21 protein-coding genes are annotated in these 19,791 nt (G+C 67.3%); 5 read left to right on the forward strand and 16 right to left on the reverse strand.

The window, feature by feature from the left end; genetic code table 11:
• Window positions 1–94: 94 nt before the first annotated feature.
• The 7 genes from LRK53_RS17250 to LRK53_RS17280 form a co-directional block, all read right to left on the reverse strand.
• The gene (locus LRK53_RS17250) at window positions 95–1,603 is read right to left on the reverse strand and encodes a peptide MFS transporter (protein WP_027491546.1); all 1,509 of its coding nucleotides are present in this window, start codon (window positions 1,601–1,603) and stop codon (window positions 95–97) included.
• A 107-nt stretch (window positions 1,604–1,710) separates the two neighbouring features.
• Window positions 1,711–2,559, reverse strand: coding sequence for a tryptophan 2,3-dioxygenase (locus LRK53_RS17255; protein WP_027491547.1), 849 nt, complete (start codon window positions 2,557–2,559; stop codon window positions 1,711–1,713).
• 203 nt (window positions 2,560–2,762) lie between these two features.
• Window positions 2,763–4,154 carry a 4Fe-4S binding protein gene (locus LRK53_RS17260; RefSeq protein WP_027491548.1) on the reverse strand — a complete coding sequence of 464 codons (1,392 nt, stop codon included), beginning with the start codon at window positions 4,152–4,154 and terminating at the stop codon, window positions 2,763–2,765.
• A complete protein-coding gene (locus LRK53_RS17265) occupies window positions 4,151–4,966 on the reverse strand; it encodes an FTR1 family iron permease (RefSeq protein WP_027491549.1) in 816 nt (271 codons plus the stop codon). Before LRK53_RS17265 ends, LRK53_RS17260 begins: the two co-directional genes overlap by 4 nt.
• Before the next feature lie 25 nt (window positions 4,967–4,991).
• The gene (locus LRK53_RS17270; RefSeq protein ID WP_221174166.1) at window positions 4,992–5,438 is read right to left on the reverse strand and encodes a cupredoxin domain-containing protein; all 447 of its coding nucleotides are present in this window, start codon (window positions 5,436–5,438) and stop codon (window positions 4,992–4,994) included.
• Between the two features lie 9 nt (window positions 5,439–5,447).
• Window positions 5,448–6,962, reverse strand: coding sequence for a carbohydrate porin (locus tag LRK53_RS17275; protein ID WP_221174167.1), 1,515 nt, complete (start codon window positions 6,960–6,962; stop codon window positions 5,448–5,450).
• Window positions 6,963–6,995: 33 nt separating this feature from the next.
• A complete protein-coding gene (locus tag LRK53_RS17280; protein ID WP_235642407.1) occupies window positions 6,996–7,538 on the reverse strand; it encodes an iron transporter in 543 nt (180 codons plus the stop codon).
• Between the two features lie 355 nt (window positions 7,539–7,893).
• Between LRK53_RS17280 and pdhA the strand changes: the two genes are divergently transcribed.
• The 3 genes from pdhA (at window position 7,894) to LRK53_RS17295 (ending at window position 11,399) form a co-directional block, all read left to right on the forward strand.
• Window positions 7,894–8,979: a pyruvate dehydrogenase (acetyl-transferring) E1 component subunit alpha gene (pdhA, locus tag LRK53_RS17285; RefSeq protein WP_027491553.1), complete on the forward strand. Its 1,086-nt coding sequence runs from the start codon at window positions 7,894–7,896 to the stop codon at window positions 8,977–8,979.
• A gap of 3 nt (window positions 8,980–8,982) precedes the next feature.
• Complete coding sequence (locus tag LRK53_RS17290) at window positions 8,983–9,963, forward strand: alpha-ketoacid dehydrogenase subunit beta (protein WP_027491554.1); 981 nt, start codon at window positions 8,983–8,985, stop codon at window positions 9,961–9,963.
• Window positions 9,964–10,067: 104 nt separating this feature from the next.
• Window positions 10,068–11,399, forward strand: coding sequence for a dihydrolipoamide acetyltransferase family protein (locus LRK53_RS17295; RefSeq protein ID WP_235642408.1), 1,332 nt, complete (start codon window positions 10,068–10,070; stop codon window positions 11,397–11,399).
• Window positions 11,400–11,564: 165 nt separating this feature from the next.
• On the opposite strand, the gene LRK53_RS17300 is transcribed toward LRK53_RS17295, so the two are convergent.
• Both LRK53_RS17300 and LRK53_RS17305 read right to left on the reverse strand, forming a co-directional pair.
• Window positions 11,565–12,209, reverse strand: coding sequence for a DUF6348 family protein (locus LRK53_RS17300; protein WP_027491556.1), 645 nt, complete (start codon window positions 12,207–12,209; stop codon window positions 11,565–11,567).
• A gap of 2 nt (window positions 12,210–12,211) precedes the next feature.
• A complete protein-coding gene (locus LRK53_RS17305; protein ID WP_027491557.1) occupies window positions 12,212–12,730 on the reverse strand; it encodes a M48 metallopeptidase family protein in 519 nt (172 codons plus the stop codon).
• Window positions 12,731–12,788: 58 nt separating this feature from the next.
• Here LRK53_RS17305 and LRK53_RS17310 point away from each other — a divergent pair, with 58 nt between their 5' ends.
• Window positions 12,789–13,172 carry a VOC family protein gene (locus LRK53_RS17310; RefSeq protein WP_027491558.1) on the forward strand — a complete coding sequence of 128 codons (384 nt, stop codon included), beginning with the start codon at window positions 12,789–12,791 and terminating at the stop codon, window positions 13,170–13,172.
• Window positions 13,173–13,209: 37 nt separating this feature from the next.
• Here the strand turns inward: LRK53_RS17310 and LRK53_RS17315 are convergent, their stop codons facing one another.
• From LRK53_RS17315 to LRK53_RS17330, 4 genes are all read right to left on the reverse strand, one after another.
• The gene (locus LRK53_RS17315) at window positions 13,210–14,442 is read right to left on the reverse strand and encodes an MgtC/SapB family protein (protein WP_027491559.1); all 1,233 of its coding nucleotides are present in this window, start codon (window positions 14,440–14,442) and stop codon (window positions 13,210–13,212) included.
• The gene (locus LRK53_RS17320) at window positions 14,385–14,882 is read right to left on the reverse strand and encodes a hypothetical protein (RefSeq protein WP_037088900.1); all 498 of its coding nucleotides are present in this window, start codon (window positions 14,880–14,882) and stop codon (window positions 14,385–14,387) included. Before LRK53_RS17320 ends, LRK53_RS17315 begins: the two co-directional genes overlap by 58 nt.
• Before the next feature lie 279 nt (window positions 14,883–15,161).
• Window positions 15,162–15,491 (reverse strand): hypothetical protein, encoded by a 330-nt coding sequence (locus LRK53_RS17325; RefSeq protein WP_027491560.1) that lies wholly within the window; start codon window positions 15,489–15,491, stop codon window positions 15,162–15,164.
• Between the two features lie 33 nt (window positions 15,492–15,524).
• Window positions 15,525–16,886: a tryptophan--tRNA ligase gene (locus LRK53_RS17330; RefSeq protein ID WP_027491561.1), complete on the reverse strand. Its 1,362-nt coding sequence runs from the start codon at window positions 16,884–16,886 to the stop codon at window positions 15,525–15,527.
• Between the two features lie 139 nt (window positions 16,887–17,025).
• Between LRK53_RS17330 and LRK53_RS17335 the strand changes: the two genes are divergently transcribed.
• Complete coding sequence (locus tag LRK53_RS17335; protein WP_027491562.1) at window positions 17,026–17,355, forward strand: YegP family protein; 330 nt, start codon at window positions 17,026–17,028, stop codon at window positions 17,353–17,355.
• A 54-nt stretch (window positions 17,356–17,409) separates the two neighbouring features.
• On the opposite strand, the gene rocF is transcribed toward LRK53_RS17335, so the two are convergent.
• The 3 genes from rocF to LRK53_RS17350 form a co-directional block, all read right to left on the reverse strand.
• Window positions 17,410–18,324, reverse strand: a complete 915-nt coding sequence (gene rocF, locus LRK53_RS17340; protein WP_027491563.1) for an arginase — start codon at window positions 18,322–18,324, stop codon at window positions 17,410–17,412.
• A gap of 676 nt (window positions 18,325–19,000) precedes the next feature.
• Window positions 19,001–19,240 carry a hypothetical protein gene (locus LRK53_RS17345; protein WP_027491564.1) on the reverse strand — a complete coding sequence of 80 codons (240 nt, stop codon included), beginning with the start codon at window positions 19,238–19,240 and terminating at the stop codon, window positions 19,001–19,003.
• A 199-nt stretch (window positions 19,241–19,439) separates the two neighbouring features.
• Entirely contained in the window at window positions 19,440–19,691 is a 252-nt protein-coding gene (locus tag LRK53_RS17350; RefSeq protein ID WP_027491565.1) for a hypothetical protein, read from the reverse strand.
• Window positions 19,692–19,791 lie beyond the last annotated feature (100 nt).

The following is a 19,791-nucleotide window of genomic DNA, read 5'->3' on the forward strand; positions in this document are numbered from 1 at the left end:
CGTCAATGGCTGGGGCGGGATTCGTGATTCGCAAAAGCGGGGCGAGGCAGCCCTTGCTCTTTACGAATCCCGAATCCCCAATCCCGAATCCCGGCTATCGAACCCCATGCATCAGCCGGTTGATCAGCGGCGCGACCAAAAACAGCACGATGCCGCCGCCGAGCAGGATCCAGAAGCCCATGGTGTAGCCGGACAACGCCGAATCCACGGTCATGCCGGTCTCGCCGCTGACATGGCCGGCGAACAGGCCGGCGAGGTTGTTGCCGATCGCGGTGGACAGGAACCAGCCGCCCATGCCCAGCCCGACCAGGCGCACCGGCGCCAACTTGGTCACCATCGACAGGCCGATCGGCGACAGGCACAGCTCGCCGGCGGTCTGCAGCACGTAGCACAGCGCCAGCGTCCACAGCGGGATCATGCCGTCGCCGCCGACCAACGCCGACAGCGCATACATCAGCACCGCGAAGCCCAGCGCGTTGCCGATCAGGCCCAGGCCGAACTTGCGCGGGATCGACGGCTCGGCGCCACGCTTGTCCAGCCAGCCCCAGACCAGCGAGATCAGCGGCGCCAGCAGCACGATCGCCACCGGGTTGACCGACTGGAACCAGCCGATCGGAAACTCCCAGCCGCCGAGGTTGCGGTCGACGATATGCTGCGCGAGGAAGTTGAACGAGCTGCCGGCCTGCTCGAAGAACATCCAGAACAGCACGTTGAAGGTGAAGATGATCAGCATCGCGATCACCCGCTGGATCTGCACGCGGCCGGTGCGGATCGCCTCGACCACCAGCATCACGCCCACGCCCAGGAACAGCACGCTCAGCAGCCACTGGATCGCCACCGCGCCGGCCTTGTCCATCAGCAGATAGACCAGCGGGATCGCCGCCAGCACGCCGAGCACCACATACACCACGCGCATGCGGCTGGCCTGCTCCGGCGCCGGGCGACCGACCGGGCCGAGCTGGCGGCGACCGAACCAGAACCACACCAGGCTGATCAGCATGCCCACGCCGGAAGCGGCGAACACCACCTGGTAGTTATGGTGGCCGGGCGTGCCGAATACCTTGTTGGCGAGGATGCTGGTCAGTACCGGTGCGATCAGCGCACCGGCGTTGATGCCCATGTAGAACAGGGTGAAGCCGCGGTCGCGGCGCGAGTCGCCCTGCGCGTAGAGCTGGCCGACCATCGAGGAGATGTTCGGCTTGAACAGGCCGTTGCCGACGATGATGGTGGCCAGGCCGAGCATGAACACCGCGTGGTTCGGCACCATCACCATGAACAGGCCGGCCGCCATCACCACCGCGCCGAGCAGGATCGAGCGCTGGTAGCCGAGGATCTTGTCGGCCACGTAGCCGCCGAACACCGCGGTGGCGTAGACCAGCGCCAGGTACGCGCCGTAGGTGCGGCTGGCATCCGCCTGGCCGGTGTCGTTGCCGCCGTAGAACTGCGCCACGATGTACAGCGTGAGCGCCCAGCGCATGCCGTAGAACGCAAAGCGCTCCCAGAACTCCGACATGAACAGCATCCACAGCGGGCGCGGGTGGCCCAGCAGCTGCGGGTAGTCGGGTACCGGCCTGGCGTCGCCGGAGAGTGTGGTGTTGCCCATGCCTGGCCTCTGGTCTGTCGGTCGATCGAAAAATCTTGCGAATGCCCAGATGTAACCGCCGATCGCGCGTCCGTCAAATGCGCTGCAGCACGGGCCGCGCCGTGCCGCTAGCTGCCCAGCACCGTGCGCACCTCGATCAATTCGGGAAAGAAGGTGAGATCCAGCGCCTTCTTCAGGAAGGCCACGCCCGAGGAACCGCCGGTGCCGCGGCGGAAGCCGATGATGCGCTCCACCGCCTTCATGTGGCGGAAGCGCCACAACTGGAAGCTCTCCTCGATGTCCACCAGCGTCTCGCACAGGTGGAACTCGGCCCAGTGCTGCTCCGGCGCCTCGTAGATCGCGCGCAGCACCGGCAGCAGCGCCTCGCTGCGCTGCCACGGCTGGCTGACGTCGCGCGCAAGCAGCTCCTGTGGTACCGCATGGCCGCGCCGCGCCAGCCAGCGCAGCGTCTCGTCGTAGACGCCCGGCGCGTTCAGCGTGTCGCGCAGGCCTTGCTGGATCGCCGGGTCGTGCTCGAACACCGCCAGCATGTCGGCGTTCTTGTTGCCCAGCAGGAACTCCACCGTGCGGTACTGCGCGCTCTGGAAACCCGACGACGGCCCCAGCGCATCGCGGAAGGCGAGGTACTCATGCGGCGTCATCGTCTCCAGCACCGCCCACTGCTCGAACAGCTGGCGCTGGATCTGCTTCACCCGCGCCAGCACCTTCAGCGCCTGGTCGGCATGGTCCTCGCGCAGCAGCGCCAGCGCGGCGCGCAATTCGTGGATCAACAGCTTCAGCCACAGCTCGGCCACGTGGTGCTGCACGATGAACAGCATCTCGTCGTGGTAAGGCGGGTCGGATACCGTCCGCTGCGCGGACAGCAGCGTCTCCAGCTGCAGATAGCTCGCATAGGTCATGCGCCCGGAAAGGTCGCGCTCGATGCCTGCCTCGAGTTCGCGCTGGTTGTCCGTCATGGTGCTCCCCGCACGGTGAAAACACGCATGGTAGCGGCTGCGCGGCAAAGCGCCGCGACCTGGGTCAAATACGCTGGCGTACCGGGCCCGTGATGATGTCGAAGCCTTCGCCAGGCGTCACTGAGGCTTCCCGCACGAAGGCGCGTCTGGCCACTGCGGGTGCCGTAGACGCCATCGTGCGAAAGCACACCGATGACAGCCCTCTACCAGAGGAAGAACTGCGTGCCCCACGCAGCGTACGGCAAAGCCACTGCCGCCAGGATGGCTGCCATCGATGGCAGCCGGCGGCGCGGAGCCAGACGCCACGCCAGGCGCGTGCTCCAGGCGCCAGCCATCGTCAGCAAAGCCATCCGGACGCCATTGGCCCATGGCAGGGCAATACCCTCCCCGTGCAGTTGGGCGCTGGTAAGCAGACTCAGGCCAACGAACAGGCTGGCTCCTGCAAACGGTATGAGCGTATAGGCCAACCGTCGCCAGTACAGACCCGACAGTCGTTCCGCCAGGTGGAGCCAGAGCCTGATCCAGCCGCCGACGAGGATCGTCTCGGCGGCGATGTAGGCCAACAGCAAGCCGCCGTCGAGCCAGGTGAATGCGTCGTTGGCCTCGGGGTAGTCGGTGAATAGCCACCAATGGCCGACGTCATTGAGCGGCCACCAAGCCTGGCGGTCGATCAGCCATCCCGCCACAGCCTGTTTCGCGGCGACCAGCCAGGGCGACGCGCTCCACTGGAAAGCGCCCAGCGCCACGCCGAGCATGCCGAAGATCAGCAGGCGAACGGGCCACTTGTCGGCATCGGTCATGCCGGATCGCGCGGCGAGGATTTCGGTGCTGGGTGAACGCGCTGCCAGGGTGACCGCTCCGCGCTCGCCGGCACAGCGTCCGCACATGTGGCAGGCAGACGCACTTTGCATGCGGCGGATGTCAATCATGGGCGCGCAGTTCACCGGATGTTTCCGGCTGGTGCGATGGCCGGCAGGAGCGGTGTCCCAGGCCGCCTGATCCACGCTGAAGTGCAGCGGGGCGATTTTTGCCAGCAGGCCGAATACGCCAGAGACGGGGCACAGGTGGCGGCACCATATGCGCTTTTCCCGCCCCCAGACCAGCCCGGTGGCAATCGCCGCCACGGTCGAGCCGCCAAGTATCAGCAGCGCGGGTTTCGGATAGTCGTAAACGCTGGTCATCTGGCCGAATACCGTGGTCATGACGAAGGCCACGAACGGCCAGCCGCTCCATTTCATCCAGCGCGGAATCCCCCGGCCCAGACCGAAACCGGAGGCCCACTCCGTCAGGGCGCCCTCCGGGCACAGTACGCCGCACCACATGCGGCCGAGCAACATGATGGAAAGAATGACGAACGGCCACCAGATGCCCCAAAAGACGAACTGGGCGAAACGGGTGAGGTTGTTCCAGACGTGCGCTTGCTCGGGCGGCAGCGGCAGGAACGCCGGTACGCACACCAGAACGGTGTAGCCAAGCACGACGACCCACTGGATGCCGAGGATGAGCTTTCGGTGCCGCCGCATCGCCAGGCCAAGGCGGGCGAGCCGGGCGGTGCCTGCTCCGGACGCGGCGTCGGATATCGGGGCTCTGTTCATGCCTGCTGGCGCCTTGGCTGGGTCTTCGGCAATAACCCCAACGCTAGCGCCCAATAGGCGGCGAGCAACGCATACGCCATGCCGGACGGCATGGCCCGGTAGCCGGTGAAGGCAGCGACGAAGCCGCCGACCCGCATGCTGTCATCCAACAGGGTGGAGGTGTTCCAGAGCGGGTCGGCCAAGGGCGGCAGCACTTCCATGCCCACGAGTTTTTCCGCTCCGTCGACCAGCAGCGCCCCTCCAAGCAACAACAGCAGGATTTCCGTAACGCGGAAAAAGGCCCGCCATGAAACGAAGCGGGTGCCGCGGGAGAGCAACCAGTAGACCGCCAGCGCCAGTAGAAAGCCCAGCCCGCCACCCAGGACGAAGTCGGCATCCGCAGCGCCTTGTAGCGCGCCGTAGAGGAACACCACCGTTTCCGCGCCCTCGCGGCCGACCGCCACGGCGGCCAGTGTGGCAATACCCAGCCAATGGGCTCCGATGGCCGAGCGCTGCATGCCGGCTTCCAGTTCCTTCTTCAACCCCGCGCCGCGCCGGCGCATCCACCACACCATCTGGAAAACGAGGCCACAGGCGACCAGCGGCATGGCAGCCTGGAACCATTCCAGCGTTGCCGGCGCCGCCCATGCGCCGATGCCCGTGATGACCAGCGCCAGCAACACCGCCAGCCCCAATCCTGCCGCGACGCCGCCCCACAACCAGGGTAGCCCGGCGCGGGCTTCGGGCCGACCGCGCAGCCATCCGTGCAGGATGCCGATGACCAGCATCGCCTCGATGCTTTCGCGCCATACGATGAAAACAGCATTGCCCATGGCTCTCGCTCCTGTGGCCAGGCGATTATTTGGCGACGATGCGGCCACGACCGCTGTCGGGGTGAAAGTCGTCGAAGAACTCGTATTCGCCGGGTCGCAGCGGCGCAATCACGACGAAAGATTGCGCACCCGGCGCGAGCACCTTCTCCTTGCGCAGTTGCAGGCTCTCGAACTCGATCGGCTCGCTCCCATCGTTGCGCACGATGATCTTGAAGCGCGTCTGCGCGGGCACGTCCAGGACGGCGGGTGTCAGCCGGCCATCCTTGGCCACCAAGGTATAGGCGGGCAGTTCCGCCGCCGCCGATGTGGATGCGAACAAGCAGGCCGCCACCCCGAGTGCGATGGTCACGGCCCACGCGCCAACTGCCTCGCGCATGCCATGCGGGTGGCCGTTCGCAGCCTGACTGGGAGAGGGCAGGCTACCGGCAGCCTGAAGGCTGGACTGGCGCGGCCGCCAGGCGATGGTATCCATGCGGAATCCTCAGTAGGAGAGCTGCGCCCGCAGGCCCAGCACGGAGACGCCGCCGGCCTTGGGATTGGCGCCCATCTTCCAGACGTACTGGAAGTTGGGTGAAAGCTCGAATTGCCGACTGATGCGATAGCGGTAATGGATTTCGGCCAGTCTTTCCGCATCGCCGGGAGTGAACCGGAAATCGGCGAGCCCATCGCCATCCAGGTCGCCCGAGCCGCCAAACGCGCGGTAATTCCCGCTTGCGCCGAGCCACGCGCCTGCGATGCCGATGGCATCGGCGCCACGGTTCCAATACGACCCGTTGATTTCAGCACCGAGGGTAAGCGCGCGATCGAAACGCACCTTGCCATTGACCATCCGGCCGTAGCGTCCGAACAGCGTCATGCCGTCGCCCACGCGCTGGTCGGCGGAGATGCCCCATCCGTTTTGCTCGGCGGCACTGCCGTCCAGTTCCGAGCCCTGGCCCTGGCGCCAGGCGTAAAAGCGGAGATTGCCGGGGAGGCCGCGGAGCAGTCGGAGAGAGGTTTCCGCCTGGACCATGATGAGCGGGGCGGAGAAGAAGCGCTGATAGTTGGCGCCGGCATGGGTGCCGAACACGCCCAGTGAGAGCCGCCACGACTCCGGTTTGCGCCATTCGTTCAGGTAGGAAAGCACGAATCCAGGCTGGAAGCCGTTGGCATCCACTCCAACCTGGCCGCCAGCATCCAGCAAGGGATTGTGAACGAAGGAAGAGTTGAGGAACTGGTGCGTTTCGTCATTGGCGACGGCGTTCTGGTCAAAGAAACCGAACAGATCCATCTTGCCGAAGGTGAACTCCAGCGACTGGCGCGAGCGCGGCTTGAAACCGCCGAAAGGCAGGGGAATTGTCGCCTGGTACCAGGCCTCGCCCAGAATCGCCACCGAGTCGTCGGGATTGGCGCCGCTGGCGCGGAAAGCCACCGCGTTGGGGGTGTTGGCGAAGGCGCCGAGATGGCTGAACGGACTGTTCAACCCCAGGCCCTGGCCCATGCGGAAATGCGCAAAAAGTTTCTGATCGGTATTGCCGATGGGCTCCAGCGGCAACTCGGCGGTGACGTCGGCCCGGTAGTTGAGCTGGCTGTTGCCGTCGGCTGTTCCCACAGGCAAGCCGGAGGGCGTCTGGATCACGCTGGTCAGGTTCGCCGCGACCTTCAGTCCTTCCAGCGCCTCGACGGTCTTTGCGGGTTTCCTCATGTCCAGAACGTCGACCTCCACGGCTTTGAGGCGAGAGGTAAGCTCGGGCTCGTACTGGCTGATGTCCTCGCTCTCCAGCCCCTTCGTTACCGCAGCCTGCGATTTCTCCAGAGACTGTACGCGCGATTCGAGGCCGGCCGGCGCCTTGGCGGCAATGCGTTCGGCACGAATCTCGCGCTCCAGTTCGACGTTGCGCTTTTCCAGCTGATCCAGGCGCGCGTTGAGGTTGTGAATCAGCTTCACCATCTCAACCTCGGAGGCGGCGTGGGCCGGCACTGCCGCAAACAACGCGACGGCCATCGCGGCGGCCATCGCCGCAGGTTTCCTGTGAATGGCCGCCATGGCTCAGTAGCCACCCTTCTTGCCGATGCCGACGTAGGTGAAGTCGTTCTCCACCACGAACGGTTTGAACCAGGGCCGCACACCTGTCAGGCGGTCGGTATGACGGCCGAAATGGGTGGCCGTCGAAGGCGGATAGATGGTGAATTTCACATGGTATTTTCCCGGCCCCATGAGCTTCACGTTGTCCCCGTAATGCGGGCCGTCGCTGGCAACCATGGCCATGAAGTCACCGTCGAGCCGCTGGGTGCTCCCTTGCCGGGTGATTTCGTATTTGACGGTCAGGTAGGGCATCCAGGCGCCCTCGTCGAAGCCATTGGGGTTATTGGCCAGCGCGTGAATGTCCGCTTCCATGTGCACGTCGGAATCCTTGGCCGGGCGCATCATGCCTTCCGGCTCCATTTCGATGGGCTGCAGGTAAACGGCGGCGATTTCCATGCCATCGCGTTGTTGCGGCGTACCGATGGGGTACTCGACGGCACGGGCAGGCTGTGCGGCGAGCGCGGTCAGTGCAACGAGAGTGACAACAGCGGATCGAACGCATGACATGGACAGGTTCTCTACGTGGGCGAGGAATAATTTAGTAATGCGAATCATTCTCACTATAAGTATTGGTATATTCGCCTGTCAACCGTGTGCCGCGCGCTGTCAGCGGGTTCAGACAGTGCGCGCGGGCATCGGAGTCCATGAGCGGAATCGCGCGTCGGGCACGAGAGGAGCCGGATTGCGCCCCCACATGCTGCACCGTACCTTGCTGGCGAACCGGTGCGCCTGCTAGTTTTCGGCGGATTTTTCGGGCCGTTTTGTCGCCACGGGACGCGGCACTGGCTGAAAGACTCTGCGCGTCAGGCCCCGCTGGATGGGCCGCCGCCCCCATTCCTCTTCGCCCAACCGGGAGCGCGTCGTGACCATCGCCGCCAAGTTTGAAATCGAATACCTGCAATACCTCGATGCCGAGGGCAAGCAGGTCCGTGATGATCTGCCCGAGTTCGCGAAAGACCTCGGCCACATGGTCGAGCTATACAAGCTGATGCTGTCCACCCGCGTATTCGACGCCAAGTCGATCGCGCTGCAGCGCACCGGCAAGCTCGGCACCTACGCCAGCTGCCTCGGCCACGAGGCCGCGCATGTGGGTATCGGCAGCGCGATGCGGCCGGAAGACGTCTACGCGCCAAGCTATCGCGAATACGGCGCGCAGCTGTACCGCGGCGTGCAGCCGCGCGAGGTCTACATGTACTGGGGTGGCGACGAGCGCGGCAACGACTACCAAAACGAACCGGCGCGGCACGACTTCGCCTGGAGCGTACCGATCGCCACGCAGTGCCTGCATGCGGCCGGCAGTGCGCTGGCGTTCAAGATCCGCGGCGAGAAGCGCGTGGCGGTGGCCACCATCGGCGACGGCGGCTCCTCCAAGGGCGACTTCTACGGCGCCATCAACATGGCCGGCGCGCGCGAACTGCCGCTGGTGATCGCCATCGTCAACAACCAGTGGGCGATCTCGGTGCCGCGCAAGATCCAGTCCGGCTCGCAGACGCTGGCACAGAAAGGCATCGCCGCGGGCCTCTACTCGATCCAGGTGGACGGCAACGACATCATCGCCGTGCGCAAGGCGATGGAGGATGCGCTGGAGCGTGCGCGCAGCGGTCAGGGCGGCAGCGTGCTGGAGCTGGTCACCTACCGTCTCGGCGACCACACCACCGCCGACGACGCGCGCCGTTACCGCGGCAAGGACGAGGTCGACGAAGCCTGGGCCAAGGAACCGATGAAGCGCCTGAAGCACTGGCTGGTGGCCAAGGGCGTGTGGGACGACGCCAAGGAAGAAGCCTGGAAGGCCGAGTGCGACGACTGGATGGACAACGAGGTGAACGCCTACCTCGAAACCAGGACCCAGCCGGTCACGGCGATGTTCGACTACATCTTCGCCGAAGTCCCCGCTGATCTCGCGAAACAGCGCGACTACGTCCTCTCGCTCGAAAACAAGGCCCACTGAGTCATGGCACAGATCACTCTCATCGAAGCAGTCACCCAGGCGCTCGCCTACGAAATGGCGCACGACCCATCCGTCGTGGTGCTCGGCGAGGACGTGGGCGTCAACGGCGGCGTGTTCCGCGCCACGCAAGGTTTGCAGGAAAAATTCGGCGAATGGCGCGTGATCGACACGCCGCTGGACGAAATGACCATCGCCGGCGTCACCGTGGGCATGGCCGTGCAGGGCATGAAGCCGGTGGCCGAGGCGCAGTTCGAGGGCTTCATCTACCCGATGATGGAGCACATCGCCTGCCACGCCGCGCGCATGCGCAACCGCACCCGTGGCCGCCTCACCGTGCCGGCCGTGTGGCGCGCGCCGTGGGGCGGCGGCATCCGCGCGCCGGAGCATCATTCCGAGGCGAACGAGCACCTGTTCACCAACATCCCCGGCCTGCGGGTGGTGTTGCCGTCGTCGCCGGCGCGCGCCTACGGCCTGCTGCTGGCCGCGATCCGCGATCCCGATCCGGTGATGTTCTTCGAGCCCAAGCGCATCTACCGCCAGTACAAGGAAGAGGTGCCGGACGACGGCGAGGCGCTGCCGCTGGACGTGTGCTTCGTGCTGCGCGACGGCACCGACGTGACCATCGTCAGCTGGGGTGCGCAGGTAAAGGAAGCGCTGGAAGCGGCCGACGCACTGGCCGCCGAGGGCATCAGCGCGGAGGTGATCGACGTGGCCACGCTGACCCCGCTGGACTTCGACACCATCGCCGAGTCGGTGGCCAAGACCGGCCGCTGCGTGATCGTGCACGAAGCCCCGAAGACCGCCGGCTTCGGCGCCGAGATCGCCGCCCGCATCGCCGAGGAATGCCTGTACGACCTGCTCGCCCCGGTCGAGCGCGTCACTGGCTTCGACACGCACATCCCGCTGTTCCGCCTGGAAATGAAATACCTGCCGAGCGTGGAACGCGTCGTCGACGCGGCCAAGCGCACGCTGGCGGCAAGCTGAGTTGACCGCTGGGAATCGGGATTCGGGATTCGGGATTGGGCAAAGCCAAAGCCCGCTCCGCTTTCCGAATCCCGAATCCCGTCTCCCAAATCCCGGACAAGAAAATGGCTGACATCAAGACGTTCTATCTCCCCGACCTCGGCGAAGGCCTGCCCGACGCGACCGTGGTCGAGTGGCACGTGAAGGTCGGCGACAGCATCAAGCTCGACGCCCCGCTGTGCTCGATGGAGACCGCCAAGGCGGTGGTCGACGTGCCCTCGCCGTACACCGGCAAGGTCGTCAAGCTGTATGGCGCGCCCGGCGACATCATCGAAACCGGCGCCGCGCTGGCCGATTTCGAGCCGGATCCGAACGCGAAGCAGCGCGCCGAGGCCGAAGCCACCGGCCATCACCACGGCCCGAAGAAGGCCGAGGAAGCGAAGCCAGCCGCCAAGGCCGAGCGCGAGGACGAGGGTACCGTGGTTGGCGCGATGGTCAGCGGCAACACCGTGCATGTCGAGCAGGCCGCCAGCATCGGCGGCGTCAAGGCGGTGCCGGCGGTGCGCGCGCTGGCGAAGAAGCTCAAGGTCGACCTCGCCCGCGTGCGCCCCAGCGGCGCCGACGGCGTGGTGACCATGCAGGATGTGAAGGACGCCGCCGCGAACGGCTCCGCGGCACTCGGTGCCGCGCCGGCACGCGCGGTCCCCGCCTCGGCCGGCCGTCACCTGGCGCCGGAACTGCCGCAACCGGAGCCGCAACGCGGCCCGGTCTCGCTCGCCGGCAAGCCGGTGCGCACCGCACCGCCGTCGGTACAGGCCAACGGCCAGCCGGAACAGCTGAAGGGCGTACGCCGCAACATGGCCCGCGTGATGGCCGACGCCCACGCCCAGGTGGTGCCGACCACGCTGGTCGACGACGCCGACCTGCACGGCTGGATCGGCAAGCAGGACATCACCGCACGGCTGATCCGCGCCATCGTCGCCGCCTGCCAGGCGGTGCCGGCGCTGAACGCCTGGTTCGACGGCAAGAACCTCAGCCGCACGCTGCATCCGCAGGTGGACATCGGCATCGCGGTGGACACCGACGACGGCCTGTTCGTGCCGGCGCTGCGCAACGCCGACGTGCTCGACGCCGCCGGCATCCGCGCCGCGATCAAGCGCCTGCGCACGCAGGTCGAGGACCGTTCGATCCCGGCCTCGGAGCTGTCGGGCTACACCATCAGCCTCAGCAACTTCGGCATGTTCGCTGGCCGCTACGCGACGCCGGTGGTAGTGCCGCCGACCGTCGCCATCGTCGGCGCCGGCAAGCTCAGCCACGACGTGGTGGCGGTGATGGGCGGCATCGAGGTGCACCGGCGCATGCCGATCAGCCTCACCTTCGACCACCGCGCCGCCACCGGCGGCGAAGCGGCAAGGTTCCTGAAGGCGCTGCTGGACGATCTGTCGCTGCCGAACTGATCGTATCCACGATCATGCGTTGAACGAACGGGCGCCATGCGCCCGTTCGCTTTTTCCAGCTTCGTAGGAGCCCGCTCGCGGGCGATGCTTTGAAAGCTGGGATTCGGGATTCGGGATTCGCAAGAGCAAAAGCATTGCCCGCGAGCGGGCTCCTACCCGACGGGATCAATAGTCACGCACATCCAGCAGCAGGAAGCGGCGCGCGACGTAATCGCCGCCGTGTGGCCACGGCACGGCGGTCAACGCCAGCGTTCCGGCCGTCCACGGTTCGTTGTCGAGCAGCGCCTCGCAGCATGAATCGCCGTCCGCGGCATGGCGGTAGAGCAGCCGCAGCCAGTGCAACTCGGGCGTCAGCGCCTCGCGCTTCAAGGCGCCCTCGATCGACGCCAGCACCTCGACCGGCATGCGCGCCGCATCCGCGCCGCGTGCGCTGCTCGGGCCGATGAACACGTCCCAGCTGCGCACGCCGATGTCCCACGCGGCGATCCGCATGCGGCGCTCGTCGGTGACGTACCAGCACGCGGCCAACAGGGGATGGAACACGTCGTGCTCGAACGCGCGCAAGGCATCGCAGCAACCGGCGTCGCCGCCGCCATCGCCGGCGAAGCTCTCCTCGATGTAGCGCTCCTCGCTCAGCACCACGTCGACGTCGAGCCGGCCGGGTTCACTTGCCGCGCCCTCATGCCAGGCAGCGCGGATCGCGGGGAAGTCGCCGTCAGTGACCAGCCAGCCGTCCTCGTCCGCTTCCAGCTCGACGTCGTGGCGCTCGAACAGGCGCAACAGGTACTTCTGCAGCGCTGCGCTGTCCATCGTCATGCCTGCAAGTGGGTGGTGTCGCTTGACGGCAGCTCGCGCCAGGTCAGGTAGACGCGCAGGTCGAACTCCAGCTGGTGGTAGTCCGGCAACATGTGCGTGCACAGCTGGTAGAACGCCTTGTTGTGATCCATCTCTTTCAGGTGCGCCAGTTCGTGCACCACGATCATCTGCAGGAACTCCGGCGCGGCGGCCTTGAACAGGCTGGCCACGCGGATCTCCTTCTTCGCCTTGAGCCGGCCGCCCTGCACGCGCGAGACCGCGGTGTGCAGGCCGAGCGCGTTGCGCAGCACGTCGAGCCTGGCGTCGTACAGCACCTTGTCGATGCCTGGCGCATTTCTCAGGTGCTGCTGCTTCAACGCGGCCACGTACGCGTACAGCGCCTTGTCGCTCTGCACGTCGTGGCGCGCCGGATAACGCCTGGCCAGGTGCTCGCCCAGGCGCTCCTGCACGATCAGCGCGCGCACCTTGTCCTGCAGCGGGGCGGGGTAAGCCTGGAGATACTTGAGCGCAACCATGCGGCTATTCTTGCACTGCATCGCCGCAGGCGTGGCGTCATTCGACGGAGACACTCCCATGCACCACAGTCGACTCAGCACCATCGTCATCGACTGCCAGGTCGACGAACTGGCCCCGGTCGCCGATTTCTGGAGCCAGGCGCTGGGCAAGCCGATCGCCAGCGTCGACCAGGACGGCGACGGCAAGTACGCGGAGCTGCAGACCGCCGCGGACGAGCCGATCATCCTGCTGCAGAAGGTGGACCACCCCAGCCGCGTGCACCTGGACATCGAGACCGACGATCTCGACGCCGAGGTGGCGCGGCTGGAACGCCTCGGCGCACGCCGCAGCGCGTTCGTGCGCGGGCGCTGGTGGGTGCTGGAGGCGCCCAGCGGGCACCGCTTCTGCGTGGTGCAGCCGCAGCGCAAGGCGTTCGGGCCGCACCTCAACCGCTGGGACTGACGCATTATCGCCGGCGCGCCAGCGCGCATCGGGCGAATCAGCCCAGCCACCAGCCCAGCCAGGTGGCCGCCAGCACCAGCGCCAGGCCCAGCAGCACCGGTCGCGCGAAGTCGCGGTCGCCGTTCGCGCGGGCGATCACCGCCTTGGACAGGCTGTTGCTGCTCAGCGCGATCAGGATCGGCAGCGCCGTGGCTGCGGGCTCGATCTTGCCGGTGGCGGCCAGCGCCGCCACGGATACCGCCGCCGCATGGGTGTCGGCGAAGCCGGCGATGGCTGTGGCGATAGCCAGCCCGCGGTCGCCCAGCCAGGCGCGCATCGCGGCGGACACCAGCAGTACCACGGCGATCATCAGGCCCAGCGCCAGCGAGGCCCTGACGCTGAATACCACGCTGCCCTGCACCGGGTCCGGTGTGCTCAGGCGCAAGCCCTTCCATGTCCACAACGCGCCGTAGAGCGCCGCGGTCACGCCGCCGCAGGCCAGTGGCACGGCGAGCACGCGCAGCGTCGCCAGGTCGGTGGCCGCGAGTACCGCCGCCATCTGCACGAAGGTGGCCACGGTCGACAGCACCGCCGCCGCGATCGCCGAGCGCCGCCGCGCCGGCTGGTCGCGCGCCTGCACCCCCATCACGCCGATGGTGGCCACGCTGGACACGAAGCCGGAGAGCAAGCCGGCCAGCGGCAGGCCGACGCGGCTGCCCACCAGCCGCAGCAGCGCATGGGCGGCGGCACCGATCGACATGATCAGGATCACGATCAGCCACAACGCACGCGGGTTGATCGCGTCGAACGGTCCAAGCGGGCGATCCGGCAGCAGCGGAAGCACCAGCAGCGTGGCCGCGGCCAGCACCAGCAGGTTGTTGAGCTCCTCCGCGGTCAGCACGCCGCGCACGAAGTGATGCATGGGCTCGCGCGCCGCCAGCAGGATGGTCAGCGCCACCGCCAGCGCGGCCGCCAGCGGCGGCTGCTGAATGGCCATGGCGCCCAGCAGCAGGCAGAGCAGCAGGCTGACCTCGGTGGTCAGGCCGCGGTCGCTGCCGTAATCGCGCGCATAGGCAATCGCCAGCAGCCCCGCCACCGCCGCCAACGCCAGCAGCAGCGTCGCGGTACCGAAACTCGCGCCGACCGCGCCCAGCAGCGCCACCACGGCGAAGGTGCGGATACCGGCGACCGCATCGCCGTCGCCGCCCTTGCGCCGCTCGCGCTCGGCGCCGATCAACAGGCCGATGCCCAGCGCGACCGCAAAACCGGTCCAGGAAAAGTCGACACCCATGAAGCCTCACACGTGACGAGCCGCGGCCGCATTCCGGCCTCGGCGCGATCATGCCGGAGCACCCGCGGAAAGTCGCGCAGACGCGACAACCTGTGCCAGCGCATGGGCCATCCCGTCGAGAGGCGCGAGGGCTTGCGCGATGGCGCCGTGCGGCGGCCTGCCGCCGGAAGCGGCCAGATGTCGAAGCGGTAGCTCAGTTTCACCAGCAGTTGCTCGTCGTCGCGCAGCGCGAGGCTGCGGCCGAACAGGTCGCCGGCGTCGCGCGTCTGCTCGTCCATGGCGCAGCCGCCGCGGTTGTAGACCACGTACAGGTACGACAGCGGCGCCAGCTCGTAGCGGTAGCGGATCTGCAGGCCGAGGTTGCGCACGGCGAAGTCGTCGACCGGCTCGTCGCTGGCGGCGGCCCGGTCGTTGGCCTGCACCCGGTAGCCGCCACGCATCTGGCTGGGTCTGGTGGAAGTCGCTGACGTGTTGCGCGCCCTTCCACTCATCGGCGCCGAGGTGGCCGTCGATCTCGACGGCCGGCGCCGGTGCCGACAGCGCAGCCAGGGTAACGAACAGCAGGCATGCCAGGCGCATGTTGAAAAATTTCCGCGGGGCGGCGGCGCGAGGCGACGCCGGGTGACGCCCAGCTCGCCGTCTGCGCGCGGCCGCTTCGACCGCCACAAGTCACGCCATGGCTGGTGACCGGCGCTCCGCCCCGAACGTGCGCCGCCCGCTCAGCTGCGCCGACGGCGTCCCCACAGCACATGGCGCAGCAGCATCGCCAGCACGACGACGGCGGCGAACGCGCCGTAGCCGTACAACGCCGGCAGCACCTGCTGCCAGATCGCGCCGCTGGCGCGACCGAAGCCGTCGACCGCGGGCAGCTCGACGGTGTCGAAGCCGAACACCGCGAACTGCACCGCGGCGATCAGCGCCAGCAGCAGCGCGACGGCATCGAAGATGCGCCGGCCGGACGTGCGCGGCAGGCTCTTCGGGTACGCCCAGTAGCCCCAGCACAGGATCAGCAGCAAGGGCGCAAGCAGCAGGATGGCGAGGTAACGCATCGGTCGATCACCCGGAAAGTGTGGCGCCGCGCCTCATGCCTGCGCGGCGAGTTGGTCCAGCGTCGCGCGCAACTGCGCCAGCGCTTCATCGCGCGCCTGCTCGTCGCGATAGTCGGGCGTGCTGGCGACCGCCTCGCCGTCCAGCTCCAGGCTCATGCCCTGCGCCTGGACCTGCAGCACGGCAGCCGCGCCCAGGCTCTTGAGCCGCTTCTGCAGCGCGCCGGCGGCCTTCGGATCGGCGAACGGCTTCGACAGCAGCAGCTCCTCGCCATCGGCGGAAAACAGCCGGAAGCGGAAGCGGCCATCGTGATCGCGGAAGCTCGCGAAGCGCGGAGCCCGGTCTGCCTTTGCCGCGGCCTGTGCCTGTCCGGCGCGCGCTGGTGCGGTGGTCATCGCGCGCAGGCCCAGCACTTCGCGCAGCGCGGCCAGCTTCGGCGTGGCGATCGCGCGCGCCTTCTGCGCGCCCTGGCGCAGGGTCGCCTCGATCGCGGCCGGGTCGGCCATCAGCGCCTCGTAGCGCTCGCGCATCGGCGCCACGTCGGCCTCGATGCGCTCGTACAACGCCTGCTTCGCCTCGCCCCAGCCGATGCCGCCCAGCAGCGCCTGGCGGAACGCCGCGGTCTCGGCCTCGCCGGCGAACGCGCGGAAGATGGTGAACAGCGCCGAGTTGTCCGGATCCTTCGGCTCGCCGGGCGCCCGCGAGTCGGTGACGATGCGCATGATCGCCTCGCGCAGCTGCTTCGCGCCGCCGGCGAACAGCGGGATGGTGTTGTCGTAGCTCTTTGACATCTTGCGGCCGTCGAGCCCCGGCAGGGTGGCCACCTGTTCCTCGATCAGCGCCTCCGGCAGCACGAAGAACTCGTGCCCATGCAGATGGTTGAAGCGCTGGCCGAGGTCACGCGCCATCTCGATGTGCTGGATCTGGTCGCGTCCCACCGGCACCTGGTTGGCGTCGAACGCCAGGATGTCGGCGGCCATCAGCACCGGGTACATGTACAGCCCGGCGGTGATGCCGGCGTCGGCGTCCTCGCCCGCCGCGGCGTTCTTGTCCACCGCCGCCTTGTACGCGTGCGCGCGGTTGAGCATGCCCTTCGATGCAACGCAGGTGAGGAACCAGGTCAGCTCGGGGATTTCCGCGATGTCCGACTGGCGATAGAAGGTTGCCCGCTGCGGGTCCAGGCCGGCGGCCAGCCAGGTGGCGGCGATCTCCAGCCGCGAACGTTCGATGCGTGCGGCGTCGTCGCTCTTGATCAGCGCGTGGTAGTCGGCAAGGAAGAAGAACGCATCCACGTCGTCGCGCCGGCTGGCCTCGACCGCCGGACGGATCGCGCCCACATAGTTGCCCAGGTGCGGGGTACCGGTGGTGGTGATGCCGGTGAGGACTCGGGTGTTCATGCTGCGCCGCGCAAGGAAAAGCGCAGTCTACGACATCCCGCCAAACAGCTCGACCGGCCGGGCTGCAGCCCTTGCCAAAAAAATCACATGTGCCAGTACAGATTCCGTCGACCCCAGTCGCAGCAGGAGACCGAAGCTCATGAGCGGCAAGTTCACCCTGTTTACCGGCAAGAACGGCGAGACTTACTTCAACCTCAAGGCCGGCAACGGCGAAATCATCCTCAAGAGCGAGGGATACAGGGACAAGGCCAGCGCGCACAACGGCATCGAGTCGGTACGCAAGAACGCGCCGGACGCGGCGCGCTACGAGAAGAAGACCTCGGTCAACGGCAAGTTCCACTTCAACCTGAAGGCCGCCAACCATCAGGTCATCGGCAGCAGCGAGATGTACGAGAGCGAGCACTCGCGCGACGCCGGCATCGCCTCGGTGATGGCGAACGCGGCGGACGCGAAGCTCATCGAGGGGTAAACGAACCTGCCGCCGGCGCGCGCCGAACGACCGCACCGGCGTCGCCGGGCCGCCTCAGCGGATCAGCGTGGACTTGCCGAACAGCGACTCGACCAGGTCCACCGCCAGCTTCGCGGTCTGGTTGCGCTTGTCGAACGCCGGGTTCAGCTCGACGATGTCGAGCGACGCCATGCGACCGGTGTCGGCGATCATCTCCATGCACAGCTGCGCCTCGCGGTAATTCGGCCCCCCACGCACGGTGGTGCCCACGCCCGGCGCGATGCTGGGGTCGAGGAAGTCGACGTCGAAGCTGACGTGCAGGTGGGTGTTCTCGTCGACGCCCGCCAGCGCCTCTTCCATCACGCGCTTCATGCCGATCTCGTCGATGTGGCGCATGTCGTGCACCCGCATGTTCGCCCCGCGCACGAGCTGCTTCTCGCCCTCGTCCACCGAACGGATGCCGATGTAGCGGAACACCTCCGGCGGGGTCGCCGGCACGTTGCCGCCCAGGTCGATCAGCCCGGCCGGGCCGATCCCGCACAGGCAGGCCACCGGCATGCCGTGGATGTTGCCGCTGGGAGTGGCCTGCGCGGTGTTGAAATCGGTATGCGCATCCAGCCACAGCACGCGCAGGCGTTTGCCCTCGTCGTGGCAGTGGCGCGCCACCGCCGAGATCGAGCCGATCGCCAGGCTGTGGTCGCCGCCGAGCATGATCGGCAGGCGGTCGGCCTGCAGTTCCTGGTGAATGGCCGTATAGACGGCCGTATTCCAGGCCACCACCTCGTCCAGATGACGATAGCCGTGCTCGGGCGGAAGCCACGGATTGAGCGGACCCTGCAGGTTGCCGCGGTCGATCACCTTCAATCCGCGCCGCCCCAGCTTCTCCGCCAGGTTGGCCACCCGCAGCGCCTCCGGCCCCATCGCGGCGCCGCGGTGGCCGGCGCCGATGTCGGTCGGCACGCCGATCAATGAAACGTTCTGTTTGCCCATGATCCGTGGTTACCCGCCATGTGTCGCGGCGGTCGCACGGCCTGGGCCATCGCTCGCCGCCGAGGTCGGGACGGCCGCCGGCGAAGGGGACCGTCTGCCACTGTCCCGAACGAGTCACCGCCGTCCCTGTGAGAAGGATGCCCACGGCATGAAGCGCCGCGAACAAGCCGAAGTTTAGCGGAACGCAACCGGCGACGTTGCCGGATCGCCGCGCACGATCGCGGCGGTCGTATTCACGACCAGTGCGTCAGTGCGTCAGCTCCTGCGAAACGGCGCGCCAGTCCGGCCGACGCAGCCCGTCAGTGGCATTCCGTCTGGCGACTTCGCGCCAGTTCGTCCTCGCGACGCGAATGCGCCCCCGGATTCCATGACACCAGCTCCCTGGCACTCCGGGACGGTGAAACGGCGGATCTGGTATTCCGGACCACTTTCGCCAACAGCGTCCCTGCAAACAACGACACTCCACGCCAGAAGGCGGAATGCGTAATAAGTGTTTGCATGTCAATCACCCCGGACTGCCCCTGCGCAGCCACGGTGTCGATCCTAGCAAGCTTTTACGCCACGCGCATGTTCACGCGCAGCAACCGCCAGTCACCGCCGGCAGCAGCCCCCATCTGGCACCGCCGACGGCGATACATGGTGCGACGACACACGGTACCGCGACGAATCGGCGCCGTCAGGCCGCGACGCGGCGCGGGCTGACGCCGCCCACATAGTGCGCCAGGGCGATGGTGAATTCCGAGCAGGCCAGTTCGACACTGGCTACGCAGCCGGAGCTGGCGTGCTCCTCACGAGCCAGTCCGCGCGCCAGCCGGATCGCACGTGCGAAGGGCAGCTTGTCATACAGCACTGCCTCCCCGCTGCAGATGCACCACATGCCGTGGCGGTTTTCCTTGATCGTCAGAACCATGCGCATCGCCGCACTCCCAGGGCCAGCGGTGCCGGAGTCCCACCCGTGCGCCCCCGGCCGACGGATGATCGGCGACTCCGGTATTTGTCCAGTCTGCATTGGGCGGCGCGCCGTGTATGTCGGCGCACCCCTACGACCGATGTACGCACCCGGCCCCTCGAGGGGAGACCCGGCCGATGGCCGGCTGCCGTTTGGTTGCCTTGGCTCAGCCGGCCTGGCAAAGACTCTGTTGTTCGGGATGCGGCACCCAGCCATAACGGGCGAGGATGACTGGCTCCGAATACTCGCCGCGGTCAACGTCCGCCGCCTGTGCATAAACCAGCACGCCGTCAAGTTGCCCGGCCAACATCTCGCCGCGCGTGCGCGCCAGCTGTTCCATGCCGTGAAGGATCGGTTTGTCCGCGACGATGTCGCCGTCCACCTCGTGAAAGCCCTGCACCACGTAAAGCGTACCCATGATGTGCCCTCGCGCGTACCCCCCGGCGATGCCGAGCCTGAATGGGCGAAAGTAGACAGACCGCGACGATCTCGTTAAGGCCGGCGTGAAGCGTTCAGCC

It is taken from the genome of Rhodanobacter thiooxydans, from assembly GCF_021545845.1.
Classification (GTDB): Bacteria; Pseudomonadota; Gammaproteobacteria; order Xanthomonadales; family Rhodanobacteraceae; genus Rhodanobacter.